The 18,264-nt window shown below is 34.1% G+C and carries 11 protein-coding genes; 4 read left to right on the top strand and 7 right to left on the bottom strand.

Going from position 1 to position 18,264, the window contains the following annotated elements; translation table 11 throughout:
• Nucleotides 1-125: 125 nt before the first annotated feature.
• On the bottom strand, nucleotides 126-371 hold the full coding sequence (locus tag FT986_RS07860; RefSeq protein WP_147864607.1) for a hypothetical protein: 246 nt from the start codon (nucleotides 369-371) through the stop codon (nucleotides 126-128).
• A 68-nt stretch (nucleotides 372-439) separates the two neighbouring features.
• Nucleotides 440-586 carry a hypothetical protein gene (locus tag FT986_RS15910; RefSeq protein WP_187248590.1) on the bottom strand — a complete coding sequence of 49 codons (147 nt, stop codon included), beginning with the start codon at nucleotides 584-586 and terminating at the stop codon, nucleotides 440-442.
• Nucleotides 587-1,197: 611 nt separating this feature from the next.
• On the opposite strand from FT986_RS15910, the gene FT986_RS07855 reads away from it, so the two are divergent.
• A complete protein-coding gene (locus FT986_RS07855; protein ID WP_147864606.1) occupies nucleotides 1,198-5,091 on the top strand; it encodes a leucine-rich repeat domain-containing protein in 3,894 nt (1,297 codons plus the stop codon).
• A gap of 2 nt (nucleotides 5,092-5,093) precedes the next feature.
• On the opposite strand, the gene FT986_RS07850 is transcribed toward FT986_RS07855, so the two are convergent.
• From FT986_RS07850 to FT986_RS07840, 3 genes are all read right to left on the bottom strand, one after another.
• Nucleotides 5,094-5,708, bottom strand: a complete 615-nt coding sequence (locus tag FT986_RS07850) for a hypothetical protein (RefSeq protein ID WP_147864605.1) — start codon at nucleotides 5,706-5,708, stop codon at nucleotides 5,094-5,096.
• A 2-nt stretch (nucleotides 5,709-5,710) separates the two neighbouring features.
• Nucleotides 5,711-8,839 carry a class I SAM-dependent DNA methyltransferase gene (locus tag FT986_RS07845; protein WP_147864604.1) on the bottom strand — a complete coding sequence of 1,043 codons (3,129 nt, stop codon included), beginning with the start codon at nucleotides 8,837-8,839 and terminating at the stop codon, nucleotides 5,711-5,713.
• A 326-nt stretch (nucleotides 8,840-9,165) separates the two neighbouring features.
• The gene (locus FT986_RS07840) at nucleotides 9,166-9,402 is read right to left on the bottom strand and encodes a helix-turn-helix domain-containing protein (RefSeq protein WP_147864603.1); all 237 of its coding nucleotides are present in this window, start codon (nucleotides 9,400-9,402) and stop codon (nucleotides 9,166-9,168) included.
• A gap of 795 nt (nucleotides 9,403-10,197) precedes the next feature.
• Here FT986_RS07840 and FT986_RS07835 point away from each other — a divergent pair.
• From FT986_RS07835 to FT986_RS07825, 3 genes are read left to right on the top strand one after another with little or no spacing between them, the layout of a single operon-like run.
• The gene (locus FT986_RS07835; protein WP_147864602.1) at nucleotides 10,198-13,146 is read left to right on the top strand and encodes a SusC/RagA family TonB-linked outer membrane protein; all 2,949 of its coding nucleotides are present in this window, start codon (nucleotides 10,198-10,200) and stop codon (nucleotides 13,144-13,146) included.
• A gap of 11 nt (nucleotides 13,147-13,157) precedes the next feature.
• Nucleotides 13,158-14,561, top strand: a complete 1,404-nt coding sequence (locus tag FT986_RS07830) for a RagB/SusD family nutrient uptake outer membrane protein (RefSeq protein ID WP_255505935.1) — start codon at nucleotides 13,158-13,160, stop codon at nucleotides 14,559-14,561.
• 53 nt (nucleotides 14,562-14,614) lie between these two features.
• Nucleotides 14,615-17,440, top strand: coding sequence for a M16 family metallopeptidase (locus FT986_RS07825; protein ID WP_187248589.1), 2,826 nt, complete (start codon nucleotides 14,615-14,617; stop codon nucleotides 17,438-17,440).
• Nucleotides 17,441-17,498: 58 nt separating this feature from the next.
• Here the strand turns inward: FT986_RS07825 and FT986_RS07820 are convergent, their stop codons facing one another.
• Both FT986_RS07820 and FT986_RS15905 read right to left on the bottom strand, forming a co-directional pair.
• The gene (locus FT986_RS07820; RefSeq protein WP_147864600.1) at nucleotides 17,499-17,765 is read right to left on the bottom strand and encodes a DUF6520 family protein; all 267 of its coding nucleotides are present in this window, start codon (nucleotides 17,763-17,765) and stop codon (nucleotides 17,499-17,501) included.
• 85 nt (nucleotides 17,766-17,850) lie between these two features.
• The coding region (locus FT986_RS15905) for a MauE/DoxX family redox-associated membrane protein (RefSeq protein WP_187248587.1) at nucleotides 17,851-18,264 on the bottom strand (414 nt) is incomplete at its 5' end.

Below are 18,264 nucleotides of genomic sequence, written 5' to 3'. Positions count from 1 at the left end.
ATGGTTCAAAGTAGCTTTTTAATTAAAAGCGTCTCAAGTTACTTTATAAATGAGAAAGAACCAATGAGAAGAGGATTAAGGTGAATAAGGTCCTAGGAATAGGTAAAACGAAAGTAAAACCTTTATTATATTACAATAAAAAAAACCTCTTTGTTGTGCCAAGCCAAAGCTTGCTGGGAAGAGTAATGGGAATAATTTTTGGGAAGCTGAATGTTTACCCCTTCAAATTGATTGATAAGTAGTATTTTATTGAAGGATAAGAGAAACCCGCCTATAAAAACTTTATTAATAGTAATTAAACTCTGGTCAAACTCCCGGTGCAAGTTGAGGGATAAAGTAATGCCAGAGGCTTCGTCTTTTATATTATTCATACCAAATCCAAGCTCTTAGATAAGAGCTTGGATTTGGTAGTTAGTGTCATTATGATCCTATATTTGTTTTAATTACATCCATTCTTATCGCAACTAACCTTTTTACTGGTATTTATCCAATGGATAGCTTCATTTTTAGTATCGGTGCCGCAACCCGTGGTACCTCCTTTTGTTCCTTGATGTACTATTCCTGTAGGTGTTTGTTCTACTGCCATGATTTAATTTTTTTAACTCCCTAAATATAAGTATTTTAATCAAATTTTTACCTTATACTCTATTAAAACTAATATTCATGATTTTCTCTATACTGCACATAATTCATCTTAAAGCAAAATACCTCTAGAGTATACTTCCAAATTGAGCAATGTTTTACACCTACGTTTTTACTCTAAGGCTGAGCGAAATCCGACCCACATATTCATTACAATTACATTAACCTTGTATCCCTAAGTCTAACCACGATGTGCATAGATGGATATTTTTTCAATAATTTGTATTACTGAATGACAGGCAGAGATTGACAAAAAATAAAATGATTATAAATAATGAACAGTCAATTAATTTATTATTGATTTCTGCAAAATCTAGCCTCTCTTTGATATTGTCGAAAATTATAATTTTATTCATTATCTTAATGAAATTCGACGATCTTTGGAAGAAGTATATTTACTTCAATATACTAGAGTTTGATAAAAATGTAATTAATTACATACACCGCATAAGCGGATAAAATCAATTCAACCAACTTCTAAAAATGCAAAAAATAAATTACATTCGTAATGTAGCTTAACTAACTATACAGAAAAGCTATGCAACTCTAACTTAAATGAAATATACAAGCCAAATAATTGAAAATATTAAGAATTATTATAATATAGAATTATCTCAATTAATTGAAAATGATACAGAAATATCCAAAGTTGAATTTTATAAAAATGAAAATAAATATTCTTTAGATTCGAATGGAAATATTTTAAAAATAAACCTTAAGAACAATACAATAAGTGATTTAGAAGGTTTTTTACAAGTTTCTAATACATTAACACATCTGAATCTTTCAGGAAATCGGATAAATAAAGTTAATTTAATAAATAAATTTAAGAAATTAAAATACCTTGATTTAGGTTCTAATGAAATAAAGGATATAAGCGGTTTAAAAAACTTAGAAAATCTTGAATATCTATACTTGGATAATAATCAAATTACTATAATTCCCAACTTAGATTTATCCAACTTGATAGAATTCTGGGTTTATTCTAATAGAATAAAAGATATATCTAACATAAAATATTTAACCTCAATAAAATCATTAAATATATCTGATAATCAAATATCAAACATTTCACATTTATCAAAACTAAAAAAAATAGAGAATCTTAATGTAAGTAAAAATAAAATATTTGACATCTCTGCATTCAAAAATTTTAAAAGTTTTGATTTACTTGATTTATCACATAATCAGATAACAGATATAACAGCCCTAAAAAATATTTCAGTTAATACTGAACTGATGATTGGTCAAAATCAAATTATCGATTTGACACCACTTTATCAAGCCTTAAAAAGAAAAAAGATCAACTTTATTAATGCATTTGAAAACCCATTGATTTATCCTCCTACAGCGATTGTAATGAAAGGTGAAATTTTAATAACTGAATGGTTTGATAATATAATAAATACAACCAAAGAGAAAATCATTGAAAATAATCAATCTAATTCTAAGATTTTGGATATTGGACGAATGGGATTAACTGATTTGAGCTTGATTCCAGAATTGTTCAAAATGCAGAATTTAAAAGAATTAATTATCAGTAATGAATGGGCTGAATACAATGAGGTTGAAAAAAAATGGATACGTCGGGAATCGCAAAATAAAGGTTTGAAGAATAATATTTTTAATATACCATCTGATATTGCTAAACTTCAAAATTTAGAAAAATTGGTTGTAAGTGGTGATTGGAAAAGTAAACATAGCAGCAAAAGTAATAATTGGAGGATTATTGATGTTTCATCTTTATTCAAATTGAAGAAATTACAATTTCTAAATATTAGTAATAATGAAATTCATGATATCTCTGGAATTACTAATTTGAAACATTTAGAAATTGCACATATTAATAACAATAAGATTGACAAAGCTCCTCCATTAGTTGAGTTGAAAAATTTAAAGGAAATTTATTTAAGTAATAATTTAATAGAAAGTATTGATTTTTTGAACGGTTGCTCACAACTAGCCACTGTCGATTTGCATTCTAACATAATTAGTAATTTGATTCCCTTAGAAAAATTATTACTTCATTCAACTACCGGTATTGTGATTAGAAATTCAAGTTGGGAAAAAAAAGCAATATCAATAAGTAAAAACTCTCCCAATATAATCCCTCCTTACGAAATATTAGAACAGTCTAATGAAGGTTTTTTCCTTTATTTAAGACAGCTTAATTATGAAGGAGTACTAAACTTAGAAACTTATTATAATAAAGAGATTAAAATTATTTTAATCGGAAATTCCAATTCTGGAAAATCAACTCTATTAAATTATCTAAAAACGAAGAGGTTCAAAAAAAATATTCCAATAACTCATTGGCTTGTTACAGAGGAATTACTGAATGTCAAAATAAATAATGAAACTTTAAAATTAAGATTTTTTGATTTTGGTGGACAAGATTATTATCACGATACTCATAAGATTTTCTTTTCAAGTGATTCCGTCTATTTACTATTGTGGGATAACAATAGTAATCATTTAGGAGAAATTGAAGATAAAAGAGTTAAACCCTCCATAAAAACACAAGTCTTTCCTTTAGAATATTGGTTAGATTCTATTAAAATATATGCGAAAAAATCCTTAACAGAATCACAAAGACAAATGGAGCAGTTATTGGATGAAAGAGATGTGAAAATTAATACTAAAATTAAAGAACCTACAAAAGGTAATTGGACAGTTGATGTTTTGGATGCTACTGATTCAATTGGTAGGATTGCGGACAATAGAAATGTATTAATTATTCAAAATAAAATAGAAATAAGTCAAGGATACTTAAATCAATTTAAATTAGTCAATGACTACCCTAATATATATGACTTTGCTAATCTTTCTCTTTTAGAAAGTAAGGGTAAAAAGCAATTTAAGGAAAATTATCTAGATATAATTAAGAAAAATTCCAATTACAATAGACCTCTATTAGCAACGTGGGGTTATGTAAAAGACAATTGGGATAAAATTTTTAAAAGCGATGATTTCATTATTGACATGAGCATCTTTAGGGAAAAAATCAATAGTTTCATATCTACTTGGCTTAAAAACAAATTTAATAAATCGGAAAAAGAAATTTCTAATATTCTTTTTAAGGATGAAGAGATTGTGTTATTTGCCAAATTTCTAAAAGAAATTGGTTTAGTTATTTATCATTCACAAAAAGAGAACTATCAGGGTTCGATTATCGTTAATCAAAATAATTTTTTAACTGAAGTCTATAAAATACTCGAAATATCAAAAAAGCATAATGGAAAAATTAATTTAAATGAACTGAATGAAATTAATCATAAAGACGAAGTTATAAGAACTCTGGTTAATCATAAGATTTTATTTAAAGGACAAAAAGATTCAAATTATATTGCTCCTTTATTTTTACCAGAAAAACCTGATTTACTAATTGATTTATTAGCTGACATTAAAACACCATTTAGAAGATTTAAATTTAATGGATTCATTCCTAAAAGTATAATCTTATCAATATTTTCAGAAGTTTTTGATAAGCAAAATGTTTCTAATGAAGGTTTCTACTATTGGAAAAATGGATTAATATTTAAGGATAAAAAGACTAAACAAAAGGTATTTATAAAATTCAACATAAATTACAAATATAAATGCGCTTACATCGATGTTTTTAATTTTAAAAGTAACGTTGGAGATGATTTTATAAAAACATTTATTATAATTATAAAAGCAGTTATTGAAAAAGAAGGAGTACAAATAAATGAGTTGTTAACATTAGATGGTGTTTATTTTATTGAGTTGAAAAATTTGAATTTCAACTATGAAAATAAAATTAATTATATTACAGCCAGAGATTTTTTGAACGAAGAAAGTGTTCAGATTAGTGTATATAATTTTAATAATTTGTTAGAAGATAGTATGAAAAAACCGACCAAAAAATTATTTATTTCTTACTCCAAACAGGATGAGGAATTAGTCAACAATTTTATCGAACATCTTTCAACCTTACAAAGTTCTGGCATTATTGAGTCTTGGTATTGTACAGAATTAAAGGGAGGAGATGACTGGGATTTAACTATTAAGGAAAAGTTGGATGAAGCAGACATAGTGTGTTTTATGATTAGCCCAAAATTTATGTCTACTCCATATATCCACAAATATGAAGTTAAACATACTTTTAAACGCTATGAGAGAGATGGAAAAGTAAAAGTAATTCCTATAATTTTAGATTATATTGATTGGAGTCGTAAATATAATTTTAAATCTGAATCAGGTGAAGAGCTTGCTTGGTCTTTAAATAAATTTACCGCTTTACCATTTACAGGAAAAGAGATAATGGAATTCAAAAATCAAAATAAGGCTTGGTACTTAATAGCAAGTATTATTAAGATTATAATTGAAGATGATATTAATTCAGAAAAAGATGAAGATGAAATTGTTAGAAAATTTCCTTTAAAAATAAAAAAGCTATATGAAGATATAATTAATGATAATATTTGAAGTTAATTTTGCATATTGGTGAAATCAAATATCAAATGTTTTAAAACTCCAATTTCAATATGGTTGGATTCAAAATAATCTTTATGAAAGTTATTCTTTTTCGAATTCAGAGCTTGAGTATTTCGTTTGTCTTTAATTAGCAATTTATTTATGCCTTTTACAGTTTTGTTTACATTACCTTGAAGTAAGAATCCTAACATACAGCCAGAAGGATATTTTTTGGAAGTAAACCTATTCATACCTTCGTCTATGTAGCTTCTTTTTAGTTTAGAATCACTCTCTTTTAATCGTTTAGCTTCAAAAAAGTAATTATATTCAAGGTTAGAAGTTATTTTAGACATTTTTAAATCTACTCTTGGTAGTTTGTCAGCAAAGCCTTTCTTTATTTCTACATCTTTAGATAAATGTTCTTCTCGAGTTGCAAATATCTTAAAATCAATCCTTTTAGGATTTGTGTTTATTCTTTCAAACAATACTTGTGTAATATCATTTTCATCTAAATTTAGTAAAAGAGCTTTTTCTGTTAAAGAAAACTGATAAGCTTCAACAATTAAGGTAAAACATTTATCCTCAAATGCACTTCTAAATTTTTGGAAGATATCGGAATTTAATGCCATAATTAATTCTCGTTTAAAATTTCAAGAATTAAGTCAGAAGCATCTTCTAACGCCATCGATTGCGACCAAAATCTTTGTTGATTTGGTCTAATAATATAAATATCATTCCCTGTTTTATAATTAAGTTTTTTCCTAAAAAAGATATTAGTGGCTTTTTCTTCCCATAAGTGTTTATCGAGCTTTTTTAATTCCTCATCAATAAAATCTTCTGATTGAAAAGTTTCGTTTTTCTTTTCGCTAAAAGAAATTTTAATCATCATTAAAGGACTAAATCTATTGATAGAATTAAAAATTGTAGCATTTGCGAATAAACCTTGCTTATCAAGAAAACTATTTATTTCATTAGTAATTAATGAGCTAAACACATTTACTTGTTTTTGAAGAGCAGGAAGTAATGTGCTTGATTTTTCCTGTTTATGAAATAAATTTGCTGAAAATTTTATAAAATCTTTAATTGATTGTTTTTCACTTGAATCAATATTATATAATTGATAAATCATATTATTAATATCTTCCTCTAGTTTACTATAATCCACTTCTAAAATAGTGGTCTTTATTTTAGATTCTATTTTTTTGTGAATGGTAATCAATTTATTAAAAATAACTTGATTATTTACAATAGGAAATTCATAGACTTCATTAGGTTTAATTCTTTCTCTTTCAATTCCCCAAGAATTAGATATTAATAATAAAAAATAGGTGGCTAATTCAGAATTTAAAAGGCAAGAAAGGAATCTAAGTTGACTCTTATCTCTTGATTTAAAACCTAAAACAGTACTGTTATATGCTACACTATGGTCTAAATAACTAAAACAAAGTTGATTATCTTTTAAACCCTCTTTTGTTAATAGCATAGGGCCTTCATAAATATTCTTTCCTGTTATTCTTCTGAAAACATTTATTTTTGGTAAATCCTGAATATTATCTACAGAATAATATTTCAAATAAGTTTCAATTGTCTCTTTGTTTTTAAGCAATGAATTGATACTTGAATACTTGCTTTTATCAGTATAGAATCTTTCAATTTTTTCAGGTCTGATAAATTGAAGATTAGATATTTCATTGTCAATAATTGGCTTTGTTGTTGATTTATTTATGGGCTGTAATCCCACTCCATAATCGATGTTATTTTTATTTAGAAATGATTTAACATTGATTTCAGATTCTAAAAGCTTACTTACTATTTTTATATCTTGATTTCCTCCCCACATTGCAACCTTCCATATTTTGGTGTCAGGTTTTTGACATTCTTCTCTCGGAAGATGTTTTAAATCTGTGAAATCGATGTTTAAACCTTCAATGATATTTGACTTGATATAAGTTTTAGGTGCATAGTATGCGATTTTATCGGAAGGATTTATAGGTTGCTCTTTTTGATAGTAAACAATACTTATAGGTCCTGTTGCATCTCCAAATAATTGACCTCCAAAGTTTTTCTTAGCATTACGAAGTATTGAAAAATTATATACTTTTTCTACATAATTTTTATTAAATAACCAGTCTCTAAAGTTTTGATAAGTCCCTCCCGTATTAGTTAAAACTTTGGTGTTAAATATTAATGCTACTTCCCCATTTGGCGCAAACTTTGTGGATTTGTGTAAAAATGGTAAAACCATTTCTTGAGCAAAACCTTCTTGTTTACAATAGCTTTTTACAGATTCAAGCAAGCCCGTAGTTCCAAACGGTGGATTTCCGACTACCAGATTAAATTCTATGTTTTCTATTTCTTTATTTTCCGAAATAGTATCTCTACAGAATAAATTTGAGCCTTGTGTTTTTAATGATTTATCTTCTGGGTTATTTATAAGATTTGGTAAGCTATGATTTTTATTTTGCCAAATATTTTTAGGGTTCAGCTTATCTACTAAAGCTAAGTATAAACTAAAGGCAGCAACTTTAATTGCTTGTGGATGCAATTCAATACCAAAAATATTATCTGTAAGTAGTTTTTTTAATTTATTAAAGTCAGTTAATTTTTCATTATGAGAATTTTCATAGCGCTTTACTAATCGTTTAAAACTTTCTACTAAAAAAATTCCAGAACCACAGGAAGGGTCTAAAATTTTTATATCGTAATTTTTTTCACCTTTATTAACAGGAAGTTTCTCATTTAAAATAAATTCAACTAAAGATGGTGGTGTGTAATATGTACCTGTTTTCTTCTTTAATTCAGGGTCAGTTTTAAATAAAAAGTTTTCATAGATTTCACTTAGCAATTCTATTTGTAGAATACTAAAATCAAACAGCCTCCAATCCTTAAATAGATTTATTTGTGGTGTGTTATCATTACCACTAATAAAACATTTTTTAATTAATTGAAGTTGATTGATGGATATGTTTTCTCCATCTTCTAAAGTAAAAACGTTACCATTGAAATGTTCTTCTAATCTATTGAATAATTCATAAGTTGTATTTACGTCATTCAGAATATCAAAATAAGATTTTGCTCCCTCTTTAATTTTAGAATAAAATTTTCCATCAGTAGCACCTCTATCTTGCAGATATAATAGAAACAATGAACGAAGAATTATTTTATGAATAAAATTAATTTCAAGACCTTGATCTTGAAGTTGATTAGCTGTGTTAACTAAGCTATCTACAAGATACTTGTCTACTCTACGTTGTAGATTTATTTTATCTCTGATAAACTGAGCCTCTTCCAAAGTCCAGATAATCCCTGTATCAATGGCAATAGTTGAAAAAAGTTGATTAAGCTCTTGGATTTGTTCTTTGTCAGAAAACTGATAAGACTTTATCTCAACGTTCTGTAATTCTTTATCATAATCGAAACTATCTTTGGTGACAATTATAGGTTTTTCAGAACAGTTATAAATACGAATTTCTGTTTCAGAGTAAACATACAGAAAAAGCACTTTTTTGAAGTTCCAAGCTTTTTTGTGTGTGCTTGCAATTTCTTCTAATGAATCTATATCAAATGAGTTTATTTTTTTTAAAAATATAGCAGGAAAACTATTGTCGTTTTCATCCGTATTAAAATAAACTGCATCTATGCCAAACTCTTTTGCTTGGTTCAATACAATAGATTTACTTTCGGACAGCTTCTTGTCTTTCGAAGTAGTAGAAATGGCTTTGTTTAAACCAATTAAATCTATTGTTTTTTGTCTGTTCATTAGTCTTTTGTGTGATCTTTTTAGATTATCGTAAAATACGAATTTAATATTTGCTAATTCAAGTTGTACAAAGCTAGGCATTTTATAAAATATAAAATCAGATAAAGACCAATCTAAGGGTCTTTTTTATAAAAAGCCATATTACTTTATAGGAGTTTAAGTTTTTAGCTAAGAAAGTACAACATAGCTTTACTTTTAAACAAGGCACTTATATAGATTCTCATTTGCAAACAAAAAGACGTTTTGCACTATATGCGGTAAATAAATTTATATTCTAAAGCAAAAATCATTTCATAAAGCCTTTCAAATTCATTCAAATAAAATCTTTACAAAGGCTTTTCTGGCCAGAAATCTTTTGGAGAGCAATCTAAAGCTTTTGCTATCAGGTTTAAATGAATAACATTATACTTAGCTTTTTTAGAAGGCGCTTCTATGTCAGAAACAAAGGTAGTGCCTTTTCCAATTGAGTGTGATAAATTAGTTTGACTAATACCTTTATTAAGCCTCAATTCTCGGACTTTACTTATTATATGAAGTTCTATTTTCTCTAATGATTCGTGCATATACAAATTGAGCCAAAAAAGAAATAAATAACTAAGGACTATAATCCTGTATTTTAAATATTTTTATTATATTTGATTCATAATATTATATTTGCGATACTTCTTTAAGTAAAATATTAGAAGCATTCGCTTTGAATTCCGATCTAAAAACTGGTAATTTTTATTGCACGGAATGATAAGTGTTAGTGCTCACGACCCGGGCGTGGGCTCACTTATTGTGCGTGGTATACCAGTACCTTAGATCGATAAGTTGAGTATCCACGCCTTTTTGTATTTGGCTTTTCTCTTCTACATTTTCAAAGCATTTCTTTTTTCTTTTCTAAGAGTTTCGCAATTGTATCAAGTCCAACTTAATAACTAAATGCCTATGGGATAAAACAACAAATAAATGAAAGGTTTTTCGACTTTGGTTGAAATGACAAGAAGGTCGAACAGTGTTTAGGGACACAGGACTGGTTCTCGATACAATCCCCTCAATTGCATTTCGGTGATTACTCGAACTGACATTGTTTACTGGATTATACAGGATGAGATACTGAGTCAAGCCCGCCTAAATGATTATTTAATTCGGGCAGGTTCAGCATGACGTTAAACTGGATGCGATGCTGAAACGAGTTCAGCATGACGTACGTACAGGTTCAGTATGACAGCAAACGTTGAATGCTAAAGGCTAATAGCTAAAGGCTAGAAGCTAAAAATTAAAAATTAAAACAAAAAAGCCCCCTCCAAACTTTACACGGTACAGGAGAAGGCCATTATTAACTAAAACGTATTAACTAATAACACAACAAATTTATGAAATTTTCTTACAGGCAGCACCTGTTAAGGGCAACTCTTTTTTTATTAGGAGTATTTCCCTTAAGCGGGTTTTGCCAACAAATCATCAAGGGGCAGGTTACCGGTCCCCAAGATTTACCTATTCCCGGGGTCAACATTCAAATACAAGGTACGCAACGGGGAACCACCTCTAATTTTGATGGGGAATACCAAGTGGTGGCTAGCGTGCAAGACACCTTGGTGTTTACCTATATGGGCTACGCTCCGCAAACAGTAGCCGTAGGGGAACAAACGCAAATTAATATACAGCTCCAAGAAAACGAAAACTCTTTAGGCGATTTGGTGATTAATGCGGGGTATTACCAAGTAAAAGACCGTGAACGTACGGGGAATATTGCTAAAATTACTGCCGAGGAGATCGAGCTGCAACCTCTGGTAAGTCCGCTACAAGCCCTGCAAGGAAGAATGGCAGGAGTAGAGATCAGTTCAGGAACCGATACCCCGGGGGCAGCACCTACCATTCGCATCCGCGGACAAAATAGTTTACGAACCGAAGGGAACTACCCATTGTACATTATCGATGGCGTGCCCATCAATTCGACTCCCGTGGAAAGCAATACGAGTCTGAGTTTTGCAGGGATCGATCCCTTAAGTACGATGAACCTCAGTAATATTGAAAGCATCGAAGTACTCAAAGATGCCGATGCCACGGCGATATATGGTTCTAGGGGAGCTAATGGTGTTATTTTGATCACCACCAAAAAGGGGGAGGGACAAAAAGGAATTCAAGCGCGACTTTATAGCGGAATTTCCACCGTACCCAACAAGTTAGACCTTCTAAATACCCAACAGTACCTCAACATAAGAAGACAGGCATTTACCAACGATGGGGTAGAACCCGATGAATTTAATGCCTACGATCTATTGTTATGGGATCAAACCCAAGAAACCGATTGGCAGGAGGAATTTTTGGGGAGTACGGCCAACATTACCGATGTCAATATTTCCGCTCAAGGCGGAAATGACCGAACGCACTTTCGGTTGAACGGCGCTTTTCACCAACAAGAAACCATTTATCCAGCAGATTTACAATACCAAAAGATTACGGGAGGTGCACACTTGGATCATCGTTCCAAGGATGAAAAATTTCAACTGGGTCTTGCGATCAATTATGGAGTAGACCAAAACGAACTTTTGGGCGATGGGGTGGACTTTAATACTAACGCCTTTACACTTTCTCCCAATGCCCCGGCACTATATTTAGAAGACGGTAGCCTCAATTGGGAGGAGTGGGGAGAAGCCGGACTTAATAATCCCTTAGAAGGGATATTCAATACCAGTACCACCACAACTCACAATTTAATCACGAGCCTCAATCTTTCTTATGAGATCGCCGAGGGATTGGAAGTCAAAACCAACTTTGGTTTTACCGATTTCAATAGCGATGAGGTCGTAAAAATGCCTCAGCGCTCGTATAATCCTGCAGGAATGCCCCTGCACCGGTCATTGAACACCCAAAGTCAACGCCAATCGTGGATTATAGAACCTCAATTGAACTACCAACACCAATGGGGAAAGCTAAACTTGAATGCTTTAGTAGGAAGTACCCTGCAAGAAAACCAATACGATACCTTTAGCGTGCAAGGTGAAAATTATGTGGCCGAAGCTTTAATTGGGAATCTAGGTGCCGCAGAAAGCTTGATCAATGGGGTAGCTAGAAATACACAATACCGTTACCAAGCGGTATTTGCAAGGTTGGGACTGGACTGGGATCAAAAATACTACCTGAACCTTACGGGGAGAAGGGACGGTTCTTCCCGTTTTGCCCAAGGGAACCGCTTTGCTAATTTCGGAGCCATAGGAGCTGCATGGATTTTTACCGAAGCAGCTTTTTTTGAAGAAAATATGGAGTGGTTATCTTTTGGGAAATTTCGTGGGAGTTATGGAACCACGGGGAGCGATCAGATTCCAGATTATGGCTATTTAGACGCCTATGAAGCCACCCAAGGACCGGGCGGTCTCTATCCCACGGCTTTGGCCAATCCCCAATATTCTTGGGAGGTAAACAAAAAAGGAGAAATCGCCCTACAGTTGGGCTTTCTAAAAGATAGAATTAGTTTAGGGGCAAGTGCTTACCGTAACCGTTCTTCCAACCAATTGGTGGGCTATCCTTTGCCAGCGACTACCGGTTTTAATAGTGTACAGGCCAACTTAGCTGCTACGGTAGAAAATAGGGGCTGGGAAGTGGAGTTTTCTAGTGATAATATCCGCAAAGGAAACTTTCATTGGCAGACTTCCTTTAACATCAGTTTTCCCAAAAATGAACTCATCCGTTACCCGGGGCTAGAACAATCTCCCTATGCCAACACCTATCGAGAAGGGCATCCTTTAAACATTGCTCTCTTATATGAATATACGGGAATAGATCCCGAGACAGGTTATTATAGCGTTAAGGATCAAAACGAAGACGGAGTGCTGAACCAAGAAGACCAGGTGGTTATCCAGGACCGCACCCGGGAGTATTTTGGGGGCATCAATAATAGTCTTAGCTATAAAGGAATTTCCTTGCAGTTTTTAGTTCAATTTGTTAAACAGGAAGGAAGCTTCACTTCCTTATTTAATTCAGGTTTCCCTGAAAATCAACTCCAAGAATTTAGCAGTACTTCTACTACCGATCATCAAATATCCCAGACTCCAGAAGCTTCTTTAGCTTATTCACGGGTGGTGGAATCAGATCTAGTAATCGAAGACGCCTCTTTTATCCGATTGAAAACGCTCAACCTAAGTTATAGCCTTCCCGCGGATTGGATAAGTGCTTTGGGTATTAGTCAGGCAAAGTTTTTTATGACCGGACAAAACCTGTGGACGCTCACCGATTATCGGGGGATGGATCCCGATACGCCCATAGGCGGGCTTGCTTTTTCAGGTTTGCGCACTTTTACCACAGGACTACAAGTTAATTTTTAAAAAGAAAACAGATGAAAAATAAGAAATATATACAAGGACTGGGCATCATAGTGATGTTATTGTTCCTTACTTCTTGCCAAGACTGGCTAGACATTGAAGAACCCGATCATAAACTGGTGAGCAGTGAAGTGTTTGACACGGAAGAAACTGCAAAAGCTGCCATGCAGGGCATATACAACCAACTCTACCAAGCCGGCTTTAGTGCTGGCTGGTTGGGAAGCACTACTGTGTTAGGGGGATTGTCTTCCGATAACTTGGAATTGATCAACACCACGACCTTGGATTTGTTGCAATTTCAGCAGCATAATTTACAACCCGATAACCCTTATAACGAAACCCTGTGGGGGAGTGCCTATAATATGATCTATATGGTCAACTCTTTATTGGATGGACTGGAAAACTCCACCAAAATTACACCCGAAACAGCTCAACGTTTGGAAGGGGAAGCCAAATTTGTTCGGGCTTTTACCTATTTCTATTTACGGAATTTATATGGGGAGGTGCCTTTGGTACTGACCACCGATTATGAGCATAACACCACAATCGAAGTCAGTTCAACCGCAGCCATCGAAGAACAGATCTTGGCCGATCTAGTGGTGGCAACCAGCCAACTGGGAGGTTCTTATCTCACTGGAGAACGAACACAAATCAATGCCTATACGGCCAAAGCTTTATTGGCAAGGGTACACCTCTATTTAGAAAACTGGGAATTAGCCGAACAGTACAGCACAGAGGTTATCGCTGCAAGCGGAACCTACAGCCTGTCCACCGATCTTAACGAGGTGTTCCTAGCCAATAGCCAAGAAGCCATTTGGCAACTTTCTCCCCTAGGAGCGGGAACCATGACCACCCATACCAATGAAGGTTCGGTATTTATCATCAATCCTATCCTTCCTTCTTTGTCTTATGTAAAACTTTCGGAAGGCTTGGTGAACAGTATGGAAGCCCAAGACCTGAGAAAGATAAATTGGATAGGCTACCACGAAGGTCTCGGGGTACATCACGCTTACAAATACAAAATTCAAAACGCAACAGGGGAAGCTGCTGAATATTCCATGGTCTTGCGTTTGGCAGAACAATACTTGATTCGCTCGGAAGCTAGAATAAGGCAAAATAACCTGACGGGTGGGATCGCTGACCTCGATCACATCAAAGCTAGGGCAGGACTCCCTTTATTATCGGTATCCAACCCGGGAATTAGCCAAGAAGCTTTACTGGAAGAGCTTTTTATCGAACGCCGAAAAGAACTCTTTACGGAATGGGGGCACCGTTGGCTAGACCTAAAAAGAACGGATCGGGCACAAGGCGCATTGGCACCCGCAAGTCCAGACTGGGAAGCCACCGATAAAAAATATCCTATCCCTGCTGAGGAACTTTTAAGTAACCCAAACCTTTACCAGAATCCTGGATATTAAACGAGGTATAAAAAACAGATAAGATGATACAATTAAAGAAAAGACTACCCGGTTTGATCTGGGTCCTCCTTTTTATCAGTTCCATAGTTCAAGCTCAAGAAGGAATAAAAGAGATCGAGTCCCTTCGTTCTGGTACCCTGCCTAACGGCTTTCAATATTTTATAAAAGATGTGGAGAACCCTGTGGCTAAAACCACCATGCGTCTCTATATAAAAGCTGGTTTTGATCACGAGGACTCCTTGCAACAGCAAATGTCACATTTAATAGAACATTTGGCCTTTAAGCCCACTCTCCACACGCCCACCAGTATCAAAGATGAAGCTTTTTTAGACCGATTGGGGATGAACTTTCGGGATATAGGGGGAACCACCTCCAACCTGCATACCCGTTATTTATTTGATGCCCCACCCAATCATCCCAAAGCATTTCAGACAGGATTGGCTTGGTTTAAAGATATTGCGATGCGGTTACCGCTGACCAGCGAGCATATCAATCAAGAGAAAGGTTCCGTATGGCAAGAATTGATCTCTGGGAACCAAGATTACCAAGATTACTATAAGGCGGAGCGCAATTTGGAAGCACAACTATTTCCTTTTCGCCAATCGTATGACCGGTTATCCCACCACATCCAAAACTTTTCCCACAAGGAGTTAAGGCGTTTCTACAAAGACTGGTACCGACCCGATTTGATGGCGATCGTCGTGGTAGGGAATCTTAACGATATGCAAGAAACCGAGAAACTTATCCAAGATACTTTTTCTGACATCCCTAGGCCTCAAGCTTCTTATCCGCATATCGATATCCACAGTGCACAACAGAAACGCTCCCCACAATTTAAAACACAGGTTTGGGAGAAGGGCTTTGATCCCGAAAAAAAAGAAGAGGTGGAGTACCATTGGTATATTCGTCAGCCAGAATTGGTCAATAGCTTGCACACACGAGAAGGCTATAAGCGGTATATTGCTTTTCAGTTACTGTCTCGTGTGTTACACCAACGGTTGAAAGAAGCGAATGCCCCAGCCCTTATTGGTTCTGCTAAAAATAAAGATACCTATAGCTATGGGGGGAACCCTTTTTCTTTGGCTCTTTATTTTACCACTTTTCCTAGCAAGAGCAAGGAAGCTTTTCAGCAGATCGCAATCCCCCTTTTGCAATTGAAAGAACAGGGAGTGAAGGAGCAGGAATGGAAAAAGATAAAAGAAGATTATATCAAAGAAAGTTTGCAATCGGAGGTATTTTATTGGAATGAAGAGTTACGAGACTATTGGTTAAAAAACGAAGTTCTTTTCCCAAATAAACAAAAAGTATTTCACCAATGGGTGCAAGAGCTCTCCATCGAAAAGATGAATGCTTATCTCCAACAGTTTTTATCTTCTCCACCAAAAGATATAGGTATTATTGCTCCTCAAGGCAATAAGGCATTAAACTTTACAGAAGAAGAGATTCGAGCTTGGATAGAAGAGGCTTACCGTGGGCCTGTACCCATGTACCAACCTCCAAAAGTGGTGAAGAGTTTATATAATGAAATTCAAAAAGAAGAACTTCCCTTGGTAGCTTATACCACTAAGGCACCAGCAATTCCGGAAACCCGAGAAATCGTTTTGAGCAATGGGATACAGGTGGTCCTAAAGCCGTATCAACCGACCCCGGGAGTAGGGGAGCAATCCATTAAAATCTCAGGATTCAGCTTGCGTGGGGCAGCGTGTTATTCTTCTTCGGATTATTACTCGGCACTCAATGCCACCGATCTTGTTACTCACCAAGGAGTGGGGGGTATAAACGCTAAAGAGATCCAAAGCTTGATGGATTATGCGGAAATTATGAATTGTCGCTCCTATATTGATTATAAGGAGTCTAGCCTACAAGCGGAAGGTAATTTAAAGCATACCGAAGAAATATTACAGCTGCTGAGTCTTTATTTTCAACCTGTGAATCCTCAAGATATTGATTTTGACGCTTGGCAAAAAGAAGCCTTAGAAACTCGAAAATCTCAGAAAAACATACAGGAAGATTTTAGAAATGCTATTCGAAAAGTCGTACAAGATAGTGCTATCCCCCCTAGTTTTAATTTTCGCTACCTTAAAGGGGAGCAGGCTATTTTGAGTATAGGTAAAACTGAAGAAAAACGTAGTTTGGAGATCTACCAACACGTATTTGGAAAACCAGAACAGTGGACATTTTTGATAACTGGAAATTTTAAAACAGAAGACGTCATCCCACTTTTACAACGATACTTGGGGAATATTAAACCAACCGTACAAAAATTAAGGTGTACCCCAACTCGTCAAAAGACCTTTAAAGCATCAGGACCCGTTAGAAAAGAAATCCTGTCGAATACACCCATGGAAAACGGGATGTATGACGCAAGTTACTACCAAGAGCAAAAGGGGAAAAATTCTTGGAAAGAGACCTTGGAATTAAGGGTGCTGGGGCAAGTTATACAACGACAATTGAACCGTTTACGCTATGAAAAAGGATTTTCTGTATATAACTTCGGAGGCTATGGGAGGTACGATCCGGAGGTAAAACGTTATCGGCTTTATTTTCAAGTCGCTTGTCATCCAAAAGAATTATACCCTATCCAAAAGGAAATCCAATTCATAGTTAAAGAGTTAAGAGCGGGAGAAATCCCCAAGGAATATTTGAAACAAGCCAAGCAAAGCATCAAAAGAAGGTACAAGGTCCCTTACCTGAAGCAACATCGGCAGTTACACGAATTGCTTTTTCAACACCTACGCTATGAAGAAGCTTGGGTACCCTTGGAAAAATATGAAACCTTTATCGATAACATCGAGATGGAAGATATAGTGAGACTGTCTAAAAAGTATTTGAAAGAAAAAAACAAAATAGAAGTGATCATGAGCGATGAAGCTTTATAAAGAAACAAAGAAGCACACGATCAGTGTGCTTCTTCTCATTTTAAAGGATGAATAAAAATTATAATGGAAAAGGAACCGTACTCGTTGTTTTTTTGAGTGAGCTCAAATTCTGAATGTCATAGATCGGATGTACAGATCCGTCTTGAAGTTTTACCCTACAATTGTTTAGCCCCACTTGTCCACAATCAATTTCAGGAATGGCCATCCATTGGTTGTCAACGCGGATATAATCCACAGCTTGTTCTTTACCTAGTTCTGCCGTAGTGAACGACATTCCGGTAGCGAAAATCATCGCTAACACGGGAATTAAAAATTTACTTTTCATAATGTATAAATTTAATGTTTCTATTATGCCTACTCTTTTCTACAGGTTTTCGGCTTACTCCTGTGTTGTTGCGCAACAAAAATTTTTATACTTTTTTTACTGTTTTGTTAAAATAAAATGTCAGAATCGCAATCATCAAACCACCTAGACTTACCCATAATTGTTGTTGCCAAGAAAGAAAACCAAGCATTCCGCCGCAAGAACAAGGAATATAAGGAGCGATATAAAGGATCCCCAAATTATAGCAGGTATACATGAGTAATAGAAATATAGCCAAGTAGATTCCGATGTACTGACTACGTACCCATAGCAATAAAAAAACGGCTAACAATTCTAATAACGGAATGAACCATGACAATAGAGAAACCCACATCTCGGGAATAGGTAAGAGAGATGAATTCAATAAATTGAGTTCAAAATCATCTCTAAAAATCAATTGGTTAATCCCTATATACGTAAATAAGAGAACCAAGATAGAAATTAAGATAACCAAGCTATT

Origin of the sequence: Mesonia sp. K4-1 (genome assembly GCF_008017825.1) — a bacterium.
Lineage (GTDB): Bacteria > Bacteroidota > Bacteroidia > Flavobacteriales > Flavobacteriaceae > Mesonia.
This window is presented reverse-complemented; position numbering and strand designations above follow the sequence as displayed.

Excerpts from the sequence above, each read along its gene's own strand:
- FT986_RS07835 (WP_147864602.1), top strand. The coding sequence starts at position 10,198 with ATGAAATTTTCTTACAGGCAGCACCTGTTAAGGGCAACTCTTTTTTTA.
- FT986_RS15910 (WP_187248590.1), bottom strand. The coding sequence starts at position 586 with ATGGCAGTAGAACAAACACCTACAGGAATAGTACATCAAGGAACAAAA.
- FT986_RS07845 (WP_147864604.1), bottom strand. The coding sequence starts at position 8,839 with ATGAACAGACAAAAAACAATAGATTTAATTGGTTTAAACAAAGCCATT.
- FT986_RS07840 (WP_147864603.1), bottom strand. The coding sequence starts at position 9,402 with ATGCACGAATCATTAGAGAAAATAGAACTTCATATAATAAGTAAAGTC.
- FT986_RS07820 (WP_147864600.1), bottom strand. The coding sequence starts at position 17,765 with ATGAAAAGTAAATTTTTAATTCCCGTGTTAGCGATGATTTTCGCTACC.
- FT986_RS07850 (WP_147864605.1), bottom strand. The coding sequence starts at position 5,708 with ATGGCATTAAATTCCGATATCTTCCAAAAATTTAGAAGTGCATTTGAG.
- FT986_RS07830 (WP_255505935.1), top strand. The coding sequence starts at position 13,158 with ATGAAAAATAAGAAATATATACAAGGACTGGGCATCATAGTGATGTTA.
- FT986_RS07860 (WP_147864607.1), bottom strand. The coding sequence starts at position 371 with ATGAATAATATAAAAGACGAAGCCTCTGGCATTACTTTATCCCTCAAC.
- FT986_RS07855 (WP_147864606.1), top strand. The coding sequence starts at position 1,198 with ATGAAATATACAAGCCAAATAATTGAAAATATTAAGAATTATTATAAT.